Source organism: Polynucleobacter meluiroseus (genome assembly GCF_900205755.1).
Lineage (GTDB): Bacteria > Pseudomonadota > Gammaproteobacteria > Burkholderiales > Burkholderiaceae > Polynucleobacter > Polynucleobacter meluiroseus.
In genome coordinates, this window is record NZ_OANS01000001.1 from 530,872 (window position 1) to 545,757 (window position 14,886).

16 protein-coding genes and 1 pseudogene are annotated in these 14,886 nt (G+C 48.1%); 11 read left to right on the plus strand and 6 right to left on the minus strand.

What is annotated here, in order from left to right; translation table 11 throughout:
* Positions 1-3: 3 nt before the first annotated feature.
* The 3 genes from CP950_RS02790 (at position 4) to CP950_RS02800 (ending at position 2,001) form a co-directional block, all read left to right on the plus strand.
* Positions 4-444 carry an HIT family protein gene (locus CP950_RS02790; RefSeq protein WP_096672308.1) on the plus strand — a complete coding sequence of 147 codons (441 nt, stop codon included), beginning with the start codon at positions 4-6 and terminating at the stop codon, positions 442-444.
* 54 nt (positions 445-498) lie between these two features.
* Positions 499-876, plus strand: a complete 378-nt coding sequence (locus CP950_RS02795; RefSeq protein WP_096672309.1) for a DUF2946 family protein — start codon at positions 499-501, stop codon at positions 874-876.
* A gap of 66 nt (positions 877-942) precedes the next feature.
* Positions 943-2,001, plus strand: coding sequence for a transporter family protein (locus CP950_RS02800; protein WP_096672310.1), 1,059 nt, complete (start codon positions 943-945; stop codon positions 1,999-2,001).
* On the opposite strand, the gene CP950_RS02805 is transcribed toward CP950_RS02800, so the two are convergent.
* The 6 genes and pseudogenes from CP950_RS02805 to CP950_RS02830 all read right to left on the minus strand — a co-directional run bounded on the left by CP950_RS02805 (position 2,002) and on the right by CP950_RS02830 (position 6,846).
* Complete coding sequence (locus CP950_RS02805) at positions 2,002-2,517, minus strand: peroxiredoxin family protein (protein ID WP_096672311.1); 516 nt, start codon at positions 2,515-2,517, stop codon at positions 2,002-2,004. It lies immediately after the preceding gene.
* A 40-nt stretch (positions 2,518-2,557) separates the two neighbouring features.
* Positions 2,558-2,983 carry a DUF1841 family protein gene (locus tag CP950_RS02810; RefSeq protein ID WP_096672429.1) on the minus strand — a complete coding sequence of 142 codons (426 nt, stop codon included), beginning with the start codon at positions 2,981-2,983 and terminating at the stop codon, positions 2,558-2,560.
* On the minus strand, positions 2,964-3,632 hold the full coding sequence (nth, locus tag CP950_RS02815; RefSeq protein ID WP_096672428.1) for an endonuclease III: 669 nt from the start codon (positions 3,630-3,632) through the stop codon (positions 2,964-2,966). The genes CP950_RS02810 and nth overlap by 20 nt, the downstream gene beginning before the upstream one ends.
* A gap of 2 nt (positions 3,633-3,634) precedes the next feature.
* A pseudogene (gene rsxB / locus CP950_RS02820) lies at positions 3,635-4,330 on the minus strand (electron transport complex subunit RsxB); the annotation flags it as partial.
* Positions 4,331-4,333: 3 nt separating this feature from the next.
* Complete coding sequence (locus CP950_RS02825; RefSeq protein ID WP_096672312.1) at positions 4,334-5,623, minus strand: polyhydroxyalkanoate depolymerase; 1,290 nt, start codon at positions 5,621-5,623, stop codon at positions 4,334-4,336.
* A gap of 23 nt (positions 5,624-5,646) precedes the next feature.
* Positions 5,647-6,846, minus strand: a complete 1,200-nt coding sequence (locus tag CP950_RS02830) for an amino acid aminotransferase (RefSeq protein WP_096672313.1) — start codon at positions 6,844-6,846, stop codon at positions 5,647-5,649.
* 166 nt (positions 6,847-7,012) lie between these two features.
* Here CP950_RS02830 and uvrB point away from each other — a divergent pair, with 166 nt between their 5' ends.
* The 8 genes from uvrB to fdx all read left to right on the plus strand — a co-directional run bounded on the left by uvrB (position 7,013) and on the right by fdx (position 14,737).
* Positions 7,013-9,166 carry an excinuclease ABC subunit UvrB gene (uvrB, locus tag CP950_RS02835; RefSeq protein ID WP_243391910.1) on the plus strand — a complete coding sequence of 718 codons (2,154 nt, stop codon included), beginning with the start codon at positions 7,013-7,015 and terminating at the stop codon, positions 9,164-9,166.
* 145 nt (positions 9,167-9,311) lie between these two features.
* Entirely contained in the window at positions 9,312-9,881 is a 570-nt protein-coding gene (locus CP950_RS02840) for a Fe-S cluster assembly transcription factor (protein ID WP_096672314.1), read from the plus strand.
* A gap of 84 nt (positions 9,882-9,965) precedes the next feature.
* Positions 9,966-11,186: an IscS subfamily cysteine desulfurase gene (locus CP950_RS02845; protein WP_207760195.1), complete on the plus strand. Its 1,221-nt coding sequence runs from the start codon at positions 9,966-9,968 to the stop codon at positions 11,184-11,186.
* A gap of 64 nt (positions 11,187-11,250) precedes the next feature.
* Positions 11,251-11,637 carry a Fe-S cluster assembly scaffold IscU gene (gene iscU, locus CP950_RS02850; protein WP_096672316.1) on the plus strand — a complete coding sequence of 129 codons (387 nt, stop codon included), beginning with the start codon at positions 11,251-11,253 and terminating at the stop codon, positions 11,635-11,637.
* 31 nt (positions 11,638-11,668) lie between these two features.
* On the plus strand, positions 11,669-11,992 hold the full coding sequence (gene iscA, locus CP950_RS02855) for an iron-sulfur cluster assembly protein IscA (RefSeq protein ID WP_096672317.1): 324 nt from the start codon (positions 11,669-11,671) through the stop codon (positions 11,990-11,992).
* Complete coding sequence (hscB, locus tag CP950_RS02860) at positions 11,973-12,497, plus strand: Fe-S protein assembly co-chaperone HscB (protein WP_243391895.1); 525 nt, start codon at positions 11,973-11,975, stop codon at positions 12,495-12,497. The genes iscA and hscB overlap by 20 nt, the downstream gene beginning before the upstream one ends.
* A 17-nt stretch (positions 12,498-12,514) precedes the next feature.
* Positions 12,515-14,380, plus strand: coding sequence for a Fe-S protein assembly chaperone HscA (hscA, locus tag CP950_RS02865; protein WP_096672319.1), 1,866 nt, complete (start codon positions 12,515-12,517; stop codon positions 14,378-14,380).
* 18 nt (positions 14,381-14,398) lie between these two features.
* Positions 14,399-14,737: an ISC system 2Fe-2S type ferredoxin gene (gene fdx, locus CP950_RS02870; RefSeq protein WP_096672320.1), complete on the plus strand. Its 339-nt coding sequence runs from the start codon at positions 14,399-14,401 to the stop codon at positions 14,735-14,737.
* Positions 14,738-14,886 lie beyond the last annotated feature (149 nt).

A 14,886-nucleotide genomic window follows, 5' to 3' on the forward strand; every position in this document is an offset into this window, starting at 1 on the left:
TCCATGGAAAATTGTGCGCTTTGCCAAGAAGAACTTCATCCTGAAGACGGTCAGCTGATTTGGCGAGGCGACGACTGCCGGGTGATTCTTGTGCGAGATGCCGATTTACCCGGATTTTGTCGTGTGATCTGGAATCGCCACGTTGCTGAAATGACCGATTTAAGTGTAGGCGAACGTGAGCACGTGTTGGCTTTGGTTTTTGCCGTGGAACAAGCCATACGTCATGTGATGCAACCCGACAAAGTCAATTTGGCAGCCCTAGGCAATATGCACCCCCATATTCATTGGCATGTTATTCCACGTTATCGGGATGATGCTTTCTTCCCCGGTTCTGCTTGGTCTGCTAGAGCTCAAGAAACCCCCGCAGACATACTATTGAATCGTGAACAAGCGGCTTTAGCGCTGCCTGAGGCCATTAAGTCGGCGATAGCTGCGCTGCACTAACTCTGAACGGGCGTTGCAGACCCAGCGGACGAAGTGCTATAAAATTCCGAAGGTATGAAATTCCCAAAAAACCGCAGCCTGATTCACTGGATAGCCGCATTGGCGATCTTGCTGAGTGCCCTTGCGCCTGCGGTTTCCCAAGCAATATCGGCAAGCAATGGCGGTAATAATCTCGTCATGGATATTTGCTCTGCAGATGGCCATGGCTTGCAAATTAAAGTCCCAGCTGGCACATCATCTGAAACATCTGCTTCTCAAGAGCATTGCCCCTATTGTGTCGTGCACCTCGATGTTGCTCCTCCCTTAGCAATCAATTTAGAATTCACTAATACAGCCAACTTCGCATTTTTCCCAGCATTGTTCTACCAATCGCCCACGCCACTCTCGGCTTGGGTGACTCCTCCCTCAGCAGCCCCTCCAGCACAAGCCTAATTTCGTCATTAGGAAATAGCCTAGCTATTTAGTTGCAATGAATTAGCAGTATCAGTTGGAGAAATCATGTTGAAATTGAATAAACTCATCATCGCGATGGGCTTAGTTATACCTTCCGCAGGTGCAATGGCGTGTGCCAGTTGTGGATGTAGTTTGAATACAGACATTGGTACTCAAGGCATGGGTATGAATGAAGGCTGGACTCTAGATATCCGCTATGACACGTTGAATCAAAATAAATTGCGATATGGTCGCAATGGTATTTCTCAGTCGCAGGCTGCAGCGACAACGAACTCAAAGACTGGTGGACCTGCTGAAGTCGAAAACTACACGCAAAATAATTACTTAACAGCTTCATTGGATTACAACGATGGCGTGAGTTGGGGTGTAACAGCCTCTCTTCCTTACATCATGCGTAATCACAACACCTTCGGTAATTACGGGGAGGATACAAATGGTGCAATGCCTCCAACACCGGGTACTGGTGCTTACTCATCTAAAACTGCTGGCATTGGCGATATAAAAATGATCGGCCGCTACTTTGGGCTTGCAGAACAAAAAGATTGGGGCTTTCAATATGGCATCAAGTTGCCGACAGGAAGTAGAAATCAAACGGGAAGTTTATCTAATGGGAGTGGACAGGTAGCAGTAGATCCAGCCTTGCAGGCTGGCTCAGGATCGACGGATCTCATCGCAGGTATTTATAAATTTGGGTTTTTTAACGATTCTGATAATTGGGCTTATTTTGCACAAGCTCAATATCAGGCCGCTGTGATGGTGCAATCCATACCGGGCTCCCTAGTCTCAGCAGGCTATAGCGCTGGTGGTACTTATCGTCCAGGCAATGCCGCCAACTTGAATCTGGGTGTGAACTACCAGGCTTTCGAAAAGTGGGTTCCAACCTTGCAGTTGAATGTCATTAACAAGACCGCAGACAGCGGGACAGCTGCTGACACATGGGCTACTGGTGGAACCTTGGCTTATTTGACACCTGGATTGCTTTACCGCCTCACAGATAAAACTCAGGTCTACGCCAACGTACAGCTGCCTGTATATCAAAATGTGAACGGTATTCAGCTTGTCCCTTCGTATATTGCCTCTATGGGCGTACGAGTAAGCTTTTAATTATTGATTAGATAAAAGCGGGGACACCACTTCCTCAAGTAGTTTGGTATCGACTTTTGGATCGCCGGTCATGCCATTCTTCCTGAGAATCCCCTGCTTATCAATAATGAAGGTGCTGGGAATGCGCCAAATTCTGCCGTAAGCAGAACAGTTCATTTGTTTTTTTTCAGCAGACAGGAAAGAGTAACTCTGCAGGATTTTTTGAGCTTGCTCTATGTAAGATGGCTTATCCATAGTGATAGCCAAAACTTCAAATCCTTTGGATTTGTTTTGTTTGAGATACATTTCAATTGCTGGCATCTCTTCTCTGCAGGGCTCACACCAGCTAGCCCAAAAGTTTACCAATACGACCTTCCCTTTATACGTTTTGAGATCGAAAGGTTTGCCGTCCAACAAGGTACCTTCAATATTAGGGGCTGGTGAACCAAGCTCGATGCCAGCCAGTGCGAAGGGACAAGTTAAGACAATCGCTATCAACAAAATGCATTGCTTGGCCAGTAGAGAATAAAAATTCATCTTAAGGATGCTGTCATGATTATCTAAATCAGTACTTGATTTAATTTAACCTCTTTAAGGCTTCCAAATAGTTGTCTGGATTCAGAGCTTTGCCTTCACGCTGCGCCTCCCACATTACCTGACCTAGGCAGTCCATCATCAGGTGTTGGGCTTCATGCTTAGAGCCTAATTTCTGAGTGAGCTTTTCTGCAATCGCTTTAATGCCTGGGGGTTGATCAATGGAGATTTGTTCGCTAATCGATAAATGCATGGAGAGATGCAAGAAGGGGTTCGTTTCCCCGCGCTCAGGCGTGTAATCTTGCGCTACTGCATTTTCGGGATCGGCTAGTTGAGGGTGGTATTCAGGGTGCTCTCCCATCCAATCACTGGCCAACATTTCCATGGGGGTGAGTACTTGATTTTCAGAGCGCTTCTTCCAGGTATCACAGAAAAACCGCCGCACTTCTTCACGAGTTGGGTTGAATATCGCCACGGATTTTTCCTTCGCCAGTTTTTTGTTTAAAGCTGCAGAGTGGTTCAACAATGCACTGAGCGCAATCGGGGCTGCGCGCTTTGCAGGTGTACCTGCCATGCAGAATAAGCCAATGATGGGCGTCATGCAAAAATTCTTTTGGAATGCGCTTGAGCAACTGCTGTTCTACCTCTACAACATCTTTACCTGGGGCCAAACCAGTGCGATTGGCAACCCGAAAGATATGAGTATCTACCGCCATCGTTGGGTGACCAAAGGCGGTATTGAGAATGACATTAGCGGTCTTTCTGCCAACGCCAGGTAGCGCCTCAAGCGCCTCTCGATTTTCAGGAACTTCGCCACCATGTAAGTCGATCAAAAGCCGACAGGTTTCTTGAATGTGCCGACCTTTGGCATTAAACAAGCCGATGTGCTGAATGTAAGGCTTTACCCCTGCCTCGCCGAGATCCAGCAGGGCTTGCGGAGTATTGGCAATTTTGAATAATTCACGCGTCCCTTTGTTCACCGAAATGTCTGTCGCCTGAGCGGATAGCAGCACGGCAATCAAGAGTTCAAAAGCGGAGCCGTACTCCAGCTCGGTTTCTGGATGGGGGTTAATTTCTTTAAGTTGCGCAAAGAAGGCTTGACGTTTTTGTGGATTCATCATTTTTTCTGCTGTGCTCTGGCAATCGCGGCGGCAATGATGGCGCGTTTGCGAGCTTGCTCTTGGACAGCCTCGTCAGAGTCTGGCTGTTCAGCATTAACGACAACTAACTTCGCCGCCGCTTTCTTGGCGAGGCGTGCATCGTTATCTCGTTCTTCGCGTATGAGGCGTTGGTTGCGGGCATGGTAGCGCGTGCGCGCAATCTCAGCGAGCGCATTTGACCAGGCATTCCAGCCTGTGCGGTCGTCGGTCACCTCGATCATGCTGATGCAATCGACTGGGCAGGGTGGAATACAGAGATCGCAGCCAGTACACCATTCACCTAGGATGACGTGCATCTGTTTTGAGGCGCCTACGATCGCATCGACTGGACAGGCCTGAATGCACAAGGTGCAACCGATACAGCGCTGGGGATCAATGAAGGCGATCGCTCTTGGACGCTCGTAGCCACACTCTGGATTGATATCTGGATTGAGGGCAAAAGCATCTTGGGGATATAGCGGTGCCAAGATGGCGCTTAAGCTCTGGATACCTTCAACTCCGCCCGGAGGGCAGCGGTTTGGTAGTACATCCCCGGTGGCCAGTGCTTCGGCATACCCGCGACAGTCCGGGTAGCCGCATTTAGTGCACTGCGTTTGTGGAAGAAGATCTTCTAGCCGATTACTTAAATCAGTGATCTGCAGAGGAGTTATCTTCACAAATTATTTAGCGGCTAGCTTCGGCAATCGGGCCTTAGTTTTAGCTTGAACAGGCTGATGCTCACGAATAAAGGACTTAATTTTTGGATACACCTTATCACGCCAACGACGACCAGCAAAGATGCCATAGTGACCTGCGCCAGCAACTTCATAGTGGGCTTTATTCGTTTTGGGAATGCCAGCACATAAATCATGAGCCGCGCGTGTTTGACCACTACCGGAGATATCGTCTAACTCGCCTTCAATAGTCAGGAGGGCGGTACGCTTAATATCTTGTGGCTTGACAAGCTCGCCAGCTACTTTCCAGGTGCCATTTGGCAGGGCGTAATCTTGAAACACCGTCTTAATAGTATCTAAGTAGTATTTCGCATCCATATCCAAGACGGCGTTGTACTCGTCATAAAAACGGATATGTGACTCTACGTCCTGCTCGTCGCCACGCACTAAGTTCTGGAAAAAATCCCAATGGGATTGCATATGTGTTTGCGGGTTCATTGCCAGAAAGCCTGTGTGTTGCAAGAAGCCGGGATAAACACGGCGATTTGCGCCAGGATAGCCGGGCGGTACTTTGTAGACAACATGGCTTTCAAACCAATCGTAGGATTTTTTCTCGGCCAAGTTGTTGACGGCGGTAGGCGACTTACGAGCATCAATCGGTCCGCCCATCATGATCATCGAGGCAGGAACGGTCTCCCCTGCAGAGGCCATTAGAGAGATCGCACCCAAGGTCGGTACTGTAGGTTGGCAAACAGACACCACATGCAGATTTTCTGCGCCAATGGTGCGAATAAATTCTTGGATGTAATGGACGTAGTCATCTAAGCTAAAGTCACCTTCGGATAGAGGTATGAGTCGGGCATCAATCCAGTCAGTGATGTAGACCTTGTGATCTTGCAAGAGCGTGCGCACAGTGTCGCGCAATAGGGTGGAGTGATGTCCGGACAAAGGTGCCACTACGAGCACGACAGGATCGTCTTTAAGTTTCTTAATAACCTCAAGGTCATCAGAAAATCGCTTAAAGCGAATCAAATTGCAAAAGGGCTTAGCAAGTGTAATTCTTTCATGAACGGCAACTTCGCTACCATGCGCTTGGATGGAGCGAATGTTGAACTCGGGCTTTTTGTATTCCTTGCCTAAGCGATGGAGCAATTCATAGCTAGCGGCTAAACGCTCCGACCCTGGAACTTTAGAAGCAGGATTGGAAGCGTTAATAAATGCCTCGGAGGCGGCATGCGCCCATGAGCTGACGGGTTGCAATAATGCTTTTTGAAACTCGTGTAACTGATAGAGCATGTGACCTCCTGTGGAATTACTAGTTATGCCAATATGCGAGCAATGGCCGTTGCAACCTTATCAATGTTTTTAGTATTGAGAGCTGCAACACAAATACGGCCTGTTGAAAGGGCGTAGATACCATCTTCTTTTTGTAAGCGCTCAACTTGCTCAGGACTTAAGCCGGAGTAAGAGAACATGCCACGCTGTTCATTAATAAAAGAAAAATCTTGCTTAGTACCCGCTGCTGCCAATTTAGTTACCAAGGCTTCACGCATGGACTTAATGCGCTCACGCATCTGCGCCAATTCATCTTCCCAGAGCTTTCTTAATTCAGGAGAATTGAGAACGGCAGCGGTAATTGCGGCGCCATGGGTAGGGGGATTTGAATAATTGGTACGAATAACGCGTTTAAGCTGTGACATCACTCGAGTGGATTCTTCTTTGCTCTCGGTAATGATGGATAAAGCACCTACCCGTTCGCCATAGAGTGAGAACGATTTTGAGAAAGAGCTTGATACAAAAAAGGACATACCGGACTTGGCAAACAGGCGAACTGCCGCACCATCTTGCTCGATGCCGTCAGCAAAACCTTGGTAAGCCATATCCAAAAATGGAATCAACTTTTTCGCTTTACAAATCTCAATCACTTGAACCCATTGCGCTTCGGTAATATCTGCGCCAGTAGGGTTGTGGCAGCAAGCATGGAGCACCACGGTGGTGTTCGCTGGAAATGACTCCAAAGATTTCACCATGCCAGCAAAGTCAACGCCGCGGGTATTGCCATCGAAGTAGGTGTACTCGATTACCTCAAAACCAGCAGACTCAAAAATGCCGCGATGATTTTCCCAAGTGGGATTGCTGATTGCGGCGGGAGCATTTAAATTCAGACGCTTAATGAAGTCCGCACCAATACGCAAAGCACCGGTACCACCAATGCCTTCTGCAGTCACTACGCGACCCTCTTTGATTAAGTCAGAGTCAGCACCAAATAGAAGTTGTTGCACGGCTAAGTTAAATGGATTTGGCCCTTCAATCGGCACATAGCCGCGGGGCGCATGTTTGGCGACCAAGGTTTCTTCAGCCTGCATAACGGCCTGTAACAAGGGAATTTTGCCTTCGTCAGTGGTGTACACCCCAACACCGAGGTTCACTTTATCTGCGCGTTGATCGGCAACGTAGGCTTCGGTGAGGCCAAAAATAGGGTCTTTAGGGGCTAATTGAACGGAGGTGAAGAGGGTCATATTGGAATTAAGTAGTAATTAAGGGGTTTATCTAGGTGGATTAACGAGAAATTCAACTCCATTTTAGTGAATTAGCCAATTTCCGTGACTGATTCAACTATTTCCTCATAAAAGCGGCAAAATCAACGTTTGTACAAAATTCGCTGTGAATCCAAGCGCAGATGAAATGATAGCCGAGATGCCCCCTAAGCCCCCTAAAAATTCTGCCAAATCCCCAGTAGACGAAAGTCCTAAAGCACCAGTGGTTGACCCACTGGGTGAAGCGGGTCACGACCTGGATCCAGCTAAATTTGTTAGCTTTCCGGATTCGCCTTTCCAGCTGTATCAACCCTTCCCACCGGCAGGGGATCAGCCGGCAGCGATCGACGCATTAGTCGCGGGCATTGAGGATGGTTTGACTTTCCAAACGCTGCTCGGGGTAACGGGGTCGGGTAAGACCTTCACGATGGCCAACGTGATTGCCAGAATGGGACGTCCCGCCATTATTTTCGCCCCTAACAAAACCTTGGCTGCTCAGCTCTATAGCGAGTTTAGGGAATTTTTTCCACGCAATGCGGTGGAATATTTTGTGAGTTACTACGACTACTACCAGCCTGAAGCTTATGTGCCGCAACGGGATTTGTTTATTGAAAAAGACTCCTCAATCAATGAGCATATTGAACAGATGCGGCTCTCGGCGACCAAAAGTCTTTTAGAGCGCCGTGACGTCATCATCGTGGCCACGGTGTCGGCTATTTACGGTATTGGTAATCCTGGCGACTATCACAGCATGGTCATGACTTTGCGTCCTGGCGACAAGATGAGTCAGCGTGATATTTTGATGCGTCTGATTGCCATGCAGTATGACCGCAATGAAACCGACTTTAAGCGCGGTGTCTTTCGGGTGCGAGGCGATACGATTGATATCTTTCCAGCTGAGCATAATGAATTGGCCGTACGCGTGGAACTCTTTGACGATGCGATTGAGAGCCTGCAATTCTTTGACCCGTTAACCGGACGTATCCGCCAAAAGATTCCGCGTTTCACGGTGTATCCAAGTTCGCATTACGTAACACCACGTGAGACGGTCCTTAAGGCCATTGAAACAATCAAGGTGGAGTTGCGCGAGCGCTTAGATGAGTTTGTGAAATCCGGTAAGCTGGTTGAGGCGCAGCGCTTAGAGCAACGTACGCGCTTCGATCTAGAGATGCTCAATGAGTTGGGTTTTTGCAAAGGCATCGAAAACTATTCGCGCCACCTCTCTGGCGCCTTACCAGGCGAGGCACCGCCGACCTTGGTGGATTACTTGCCCAGCGACGCTTTGATGTTCTTGGATGAAAGCCACGTACTGATTGGTCAGCTTAATGCAATGTACAACGGTGACCAATCACGCAAACGCACGCTTGTAGAGTTTGGCTTTCGTTTGTTATCCGCAATGGACAACCGCCCCCTGAAATTTTCAGAGTTTGAAACGAAGATGCGTCAAACAGTGTTCGTTTCTGCAACGCCGGCCGATTATGAAAATACCCATACAGGTCAGGTAGTGGAGCAAGTGGCCAGACCTACCGGTTTAGTGGATCCGGAAATTGAAGTATTACCAGCGAGCACTCAGGTAGATGACTTGCTTGGCCAAATCCACGAGCGAGTGAAGGTGCATGAGCGCGTGTTAGTGACTGTGTTGACTAAACGCATGGCTGAGCAGTTAACAGATTACCTGTCTGATAACGGGGTCAAAGTGCGCTACGTCCATTCCGATATTGATACGGTGGAGCGGGTAGAGATTCTGCGAGATTTACGTCTCGGGATTTTTGATGTTCTAGTCGGGATTAACTTATTGCGAGAAGGCTTGGATATTCCTGAAGTTTCTCTAGTGGCGATCTTGGATGCTGACAAAGAGGGCTTCTTGCGCTCCGAACGCAGCTTAATTCAGACCATTGGTAGGGCAGCCCGAAACGTTAAGGGGAAGGCCATTCTCTACGCCGATCGCGTCACAGACTCCATGAAACGCGCCATGGGAGAGACTGAACGCCGCAGAACTAAGCAAATCGCCTTTAACAAAGCTAATGGGATTGAGCCGCGTGGGGTGAAGAAGCGCATCAAGGACATTATTGATGGCGTCTATGACGTCAAGGAGAAGCGTTCCGAGATGCAAGTGGAGCAGGAGCGTGCGCGCTACGAGGATATGAGTGAAAAAGATCTCGCCAACGAAATCAAGCGCCTAGAAAAACAAATGAACTCGGAAGCCAAAAACCTAGAGTTTGAGAACGCCGCTGCTACCCGCGATCGTTTGACCAAGGTAAAAGAAATGGCCTTTGGAGCCCGCTCGAGGGATGGCATCTAGACCATTTGTGGCTAAGGGTTATATGGCCCACTCTCGTGGTAAACCCGACTGAATTACTGGGTTTTGTGATAAACTTGAGTGGAATGGTCGGGTATTACCCACCTGACTATGAGCTGTCCATAACAATCCATTACCAAGGTGACATATGAGACTTACAACTAAAGGCCGTTTTGCAGTAACCGCAATGATTGATTTAGCCCTCCGTGAAGCACACGGTCCCGTAACGTTAGCCGGAATTAGCCAAAGACAGAAGATTTCACTCTCCTATCTTGAGCAGTTATTCGGCAAATTACGCCGTTTTAATATTGTCGACAGTACCCGCGGTCCTGGAGGCGGTTATACCCTCGCCCGCAAGTCAGATGAAATCAGCGTAGCCGACATCATCGTTGCTGTTGATGAACCACTAGACGCCACCCAATGTGGCGGTAAAGGTTCGTGCCATAGCGACGAAGAAAATCAGGGCCGTTGTATGACCCATGATCTTTGGTCAAACCTGAATTCCAAGATGGTCGAGTACCTCAGCTCCGTTTCTCTGCGCGACTTAGCGCAGCAGCAGGAAGATCGCGGCGTGATACTGCATGATCTGCGTCACAAAAAAATTAAGGTGGAAAGCAGTAAGGCCAAAAAGCCGGTGACTGCCATCACGCCTAAACCAGAGATTGCCCCAAAGCGACCTCTGATCAATTCCGTTTTTAATCTGGCTCAACAAAGTTAGCCAAATACGGTTAACCTAGCAAGCTACTTTACTGATAAGCACACCATGAACGCGACACAAGAAATCTCTGAGCAATCAGTACCCATGTTTAGTCCTAAACACTTCCCTGTGTATATGGATTACTCCTCCACTACGCCGATTGACCCACGCGTTGTCGACAAGATGTTGCCTTACTTGCGTGAGCAGTTTGGCAATGCCGCCTCTCGTAGTCACGCTTATGGCTGGGCTGCTGAAGAAGCGGTGGAATGGGCGCGTTCAGAGGTTGCGCAATTGGTTCATGCTGACCCAAGAGAAATTGTATTCACGAGTGGTGCCACTGAAAGCATTAACTTAGCCATCAAAGGCGCCGCTCACTTTTACAAGGATCGTGGTAACCACATCATTACCGTAAAGACTGAGCACAAGGCGACTTTAGATACCTGCCGCGATCTGGAGCGCGAAGGTTTCGAAATCACTTACTTAGATGTCTTACCAGACGGCCTAATTGATTTTGCCCAACTTGAAGCAGCGATGAAGCCAGGCACGATTTTGGCTTCCGTGATGTACGTCAATAATGAAATCGGTGTGATTCAGGATATTCCGCGTATCGGAGAATTGTGTCGTTCACGTAATGTGATATTGCATGTAGACGCAGCGCAAGCCACCGGAAAAATTGAGATTGATTTAGAAAAGACTAAGGTCGACTTAATGAGCTTCTCCGCTCATAAGACTTATGGCCCTAAAGGTATTGGCGCCTTATTTGTGCGTCGCAAGCCCCGTATTCGTATTGAGGCTCAAATCCATGGTGGTGGTCATGAGCGCGGTATGCGCTCTGGCACTCTAGCGGTACACCAAATTGTAGGAATGGGTGAAGCTTTCCGTATTGCTCGTATCGAAATGGACGAAGAGAATGCGCGCATTCGTGCCTTGCGTGATCGCTTACTCGCAGGCTTGCAAGATCTTGAAGAAGTTTATGTCAACGGCGATATGGAAAATCGTGTTCCCCATAATCTGAATATCAGCTTCAATTATGTTGAAGGTGAATCCATGTTGATGGCCTTGAAGGACTTGGCCATCTCTTCTGGTTCAGCCTGTACTTCAGCCTCTTTGGAGCCGTCGTATGTATTGCGCGCCTTAGGCCGCAATGATGAGTTGGCGCATAGCTCGATTCGCTTTACGCTCGGTCGCTTTACCACCGAAGAAGAAGTGGATTTCACAATCAAGTTAGTGAAAGAAAAGATCGCTAAGTTGCGGGAACTGTCCCCACTTTGGGAAATGTTCAAGGATGGCATTGATCTGAGCACAATCGAATGGGCTGCACACTAATTAAGTGAGCCAACCAAGATTAAACAGTACAACTAAACAAGATAAAAGATAGCGAGAAAATACCATGGCATATAGCGATAAAGTAATCGACCATTATGAAAATCCACGCAATGTGGGCTCATTTGAAAAGAACGATGATCAAGTTGGAACAGGCATGGTGGGTGCACCTGCATGTGGCGACGTTATGAAGCTTCAAATTCGCGTGAATGACCAAGGCGTGATCGAAGATGCTAAATTCAAGACTTACGGTTGTGGCTCTGCAATTGCCTCTTCTTCTTTAGTTACAGAGTGGGTGAAGGGCAAAACGCTTGACCAGGCTTTAGAAATCAAGAACTCTTTAATCGCCGAAGAATTGGCCTTGCCACCAGTAAAGATTCACTGCTCTATATTGGCTGAAGATGCGATCAAAGCGGCAGTGAAAGATTACAAAGAAAAGCATCCCGCTAAGTAATCTCAAGGATTTTAGAAAAAGTAAATTCATCATGGCAATTACCCTAACGGATAAAGCGGCAGTGCACATCAACCGCAATTTAGAAAAGCGCGGCAAGGGCTGTGGCTTACGCCTCGGTGTGCGTACCACTGGCTGCTCTGGCTTAGCCTATCAATTGGAATATGTCGATGAACCTGCTGCTGAAGACACGCTCTTCGAGTCGCATGGCATTAAGGTATTTGTAGATCCAAAAAGCTTGGCTTATATAGATGGAACAGAATTGGATTTTGTACGCGAAGGATTGAACGAGGGCTTTAAGTTTCAAAACCCGAACGTCAAAGATGAGTGTGGTTGCGGTGAATCCTTCCGCGTCTGACGATTACTTTCGTTTCTTCGGGATAGATCAGCAATTTCACATTGACTTGCCTGCCTTAGACCTGGCTTATCTAGCAATACAGAAAGAAGTTCATCCTGATCGCCACTCGCGTGGCAGTGAAGCCGATCAGCGCCTCGCAATGCAGATGACGACCCTTGCGAATACCGCCCTACAAACTTTGAAAAATCCTACTTTACGTGGCTTGTATCTTTGCAAGCTGCATGGAGTTGATGCTCACCTAGAAACCAATACCGCCATGCCAGCCGCTTTTTTAATGAAGCAAATGGATTGGCGTGAAAGCCTAGATGAGCATGCCCAGAATCTGAATTCCTTAGAAGCCTTGCAGGCAGAGGTTGAGCAATCCAAAAAAGATACCCTTGCCGAAATCCGCCAAGCCATTGACTCAGCCAAAAATTATCAGCGTGCCGCCGAATTATTGCGCGGCTTGCTTTTCATCGATAAGTTCGCTGTTGAACTTGATGATGCAATAGACACATTCAATTAGATTTACACTCGATCCCCATGGCTTTATTACAAATCTCCGAACCCGGTAAATCGCTCGCCCCACATCAAAGGCGCATTGCCGTTGGCATCGACTTGGGTACGACCAATTCCTTAGTGGCGATTGTGCGCGATGCGCTACCAAAAGTACTCCCAGATGCCGCAGGTCGAGAATTGCTTCCCTCCGTAGTACGCTACTTACCTAATGGCCGCACACAAGCTGGCTTTGAGGCTTTGGAAAACATGGTTTCCGATCCTAAAAATACTATCGCTTCAGTAAAGCGCTTTATGGGTCGTGGGATTAGTGATGTAGCCCATTTAGAAGATGCCCCTTACGACTTTGTCGACGAGCCGGGGATGTTGAAGCTTCGAACTGTTGCGGGGGATAAAAGTCCCATTGAGGTTTCGGCGGAGATCTTAGCGCGCCTAAGACAATTGGCTGAAGACTCCGTCAATGATGAGATCGTTGGCGCAGTGATTACCGTGCCAGCGTACTTCGATGATGCACAGCGTCAAGCGACTAAAGATGCGGCTAAGTTGGCAGGCATTGAAGTCCTGCGTCTGCTCAATGAACCTACTGCAGCTGCCATAGCCTACGGTTTGGATAATGCTTCCGAGGGTATCTATGCTGTCTATGACTTGGGTGGCGGCACCTTTGATATCTCTATTCTGCGCATGAGCAGAGGGGTGTTTGAGGTTTTATCTACTGGGGGAGACTCCGCTCTTGGTGGGGATGATTTTGATCATCGCCTGTATTGCTGGGTGCTTGAGCAAGCGAAATTACCGCCGATCTCTATTCATGATCACCGCAAATTGCTACTAGCTTGCAAGCATGCCAAAGAGCAATTGAGTCACAACCCCTTGGCACGCGTTCACGAAACACTCTCCGATGGCACCGTAGTCAATGTCGGTGTAAGCCAAGCGCAATTCTTTGAGATTACGCAGACCCTGATTCATAAAACGGTGGTTGCAGTGAAAAAAGCCTTGCGTGATGCTGGCCTGAAGCCCGATGAAGTCAAGGGTGTGGTCATGGTGGGTGGTGCAACGCGCATGCCCCAAGTGCAGCGTGCCGTCGAGGAACTCTTTGGCACAAAGCCTTTAAATAATCTCAATCCAGATCAAGTAGTTGCCTTAGGCGCGGCAATGCAGGCTGATTTGCTCGCTGGCAATCAAAGTAAAGACGATGAGTGGCTCTTGCTGGATGTCATTCCGCTCTCGCTAGGTATTGAAACGATGGGTGGTTTGGTAGAAAAAATTATTCCTCGCAACACCCCCATTCCTGTTGCACGCGCACAGGATTTCACGACCTTTAAAGATGGTCAAACGGCTTTGGCAATTCAGGTAGTGCAGGGCGAACGCGAGTTAGCGCAAGACTGCCGCTCATTAGGTAAATTTGAATTACGTGGCATCCCACCGATGGCCGCCGGCGCTGCTCGTATTCGGGTGACCTTTCAGGTGGATGCGGATGGCTTGCTTTCAGTCAGTGCGACCGAGCAGGTTTCTGGTGTGCATGCCTCAATTGATATCAAGCCCTCCTATGGCTTAACCGATGCGGAGATTACTCGCATGCTGCAAGATGGCTTTGCTTCCGCTCAAGTAGATCTCGTAGCTAGGTCCTTACGCGAAGAGCAGGTCAATGCGCAGCGCTTGCTAGATGCAGTGCAAAGTGCCTTAGCTAGCGACCGCTCTTTGCTAAACCAAGAGGAGCAAGTGGTAGTGGACCAAGCAATGGCGACCTTGCAAAAAATCCTGATTGAAGAAAGTGATAGTGATGTATTACGCAAAGCCGTAGATCACGCAGCCAAGGCAACGGACGATTTTGCACAAATGCGTATGAATGCGAGTATTCAGAAGGCTTTGGCCGGTAAGAATGTTGCAGAAATTTAAGAAAAGAGAATTACGAAGATGACCCAGATTGTTGTTCTACCTCATAGTGAATATTGCCCCGAAGGCGCGGTAGTTGAAGTTAGCCCTGGAACTTCTATTTGCGAAGCTTTATTGGAAAACAATATTCCCATTGAACATGCTTGCGATATGGTGTGCGCTTGCACTACCTGCCATGTCATTGTGAAAGAGGGTTTTCAGAGTCTCAATGCACCCGATGAGAATGAAGAAGACTTGCTTGACCGTGCTTGGGGTTTGAATCCTCAATCTCGCTTATCTTGCCAGGCGATTGTTGCCCGTGAGAATTTGGTGATCGAGATTCCAAAATACACCGTTAATCACGCTAAAGAGAATCATTAATTTCATCACACGGGCTGCACCAATTTAGAGCAGCGTGCACCTAAATTACGCCGATCATATTGTGAGTAAAGAAATAAGTCAGTAGTATGACTGGGTAGTTCATTCTTTAGGTAGTACCTCCATAGTTTTCTTTTAAGCCATCCCTCGGG

Excerpts from the sequence above, each read along its gene's own strand:
- CP950_RS02790 (WP_096672308.1), top strand. The coding sequence starts at position 4 with ATGGAAAATTGTGCGCTTTGCCAAGAAGAACTTCATCCTGAAGACGGT.
- CP950_RS02795 (WP_096672309.1), top strand. The coding sequence starts at position 499 with ATGAAATTCCCAAAAAACCGCAGCCTGATTCACTGGATAGCCGCATTG.
- CP950_RS02800 (WP_096672310.1), top strand. The coding sequence starts at position 943 with ATGTTGAAATTGAATAAACTCATCATCGCGATGGGCTTAGTTATACCT.
- CP950_RS02805 (WP_096672311.1), bottom strand. The coding sequence starts at position 2,517 with ATGAATTTTTATTCTCTACTGGCCAAGCAATGCATTTTGTTGATAGCG.
- nth (WP_096672428.1), bottom strand. The coding sequence starts at position 3,632 with ATGAATCCACAAAAACGTCAAGCCTTCTTTGCGCAACTTAAAGAAATT.
- CP950_RS02825 (WP_096672312.1), bottom strand. The coding sequence starts at position 5,623 with ATGCTCTATCAGTTACACGAGTTTCAAAAAGCATTATTGCAACCCGTC.
- CP950_RS02830 (WP_096672313.1), bottom strand. The coding sequence starts at position 6,846 with ATGACCCTCTTCACCTCCGTTCAATTAGCCCCTAAAGACCCTATTTTT.
- uvrB (WP_243391910.1), top strand. The coding sequence starts at position 7,013 with ATGATAGCCGAGATGCCCCCTAAGCCCCCTAAAAATTCTGCCAAATCC.
- CP950_RS02840 (WP_096672314.1), top strand. The coding sequence starts at position 9,312 with ATGAGACTTACAACTAAAGGCCGTTTTGCAGTAACCGCAATGATTGAT.
- CP950_RS02845 (WP_207760195.1), top strand. The coding sequence starts at position 9,966 with ATGTTTAGTCCTAAACACTTCCCTGTGTATATGGATTACTCCTCCACT.
- iscU (WP_096672316.1), top strand. The coding sequence starts at position 11,251 with ATGGCATATAGCGATAAAGTAATCGACCATTATGAAAATCCACGCAAT.
- iscA (WP_096672317.1), top strand. The coding sequence starts at position 11,669 with ATGGCAATTACCCTAACGGATAAAGCGGCAGTGCACATCAACCGCAAT.
- hscA (WP_096672319.1), top strand. The coding sequence starts at position 12,515 with ATGGCTTTATTACAAATCTCCGAACCCGGTAAATCGCTCGCCCCACAT.
- fdx (WP_096672320.1), top strand. The coding sequence starts at position 14,399 with ATGACCCAGATTGTTGTTCTACCTCATAGTGAATATTGCCCCGAAGGC.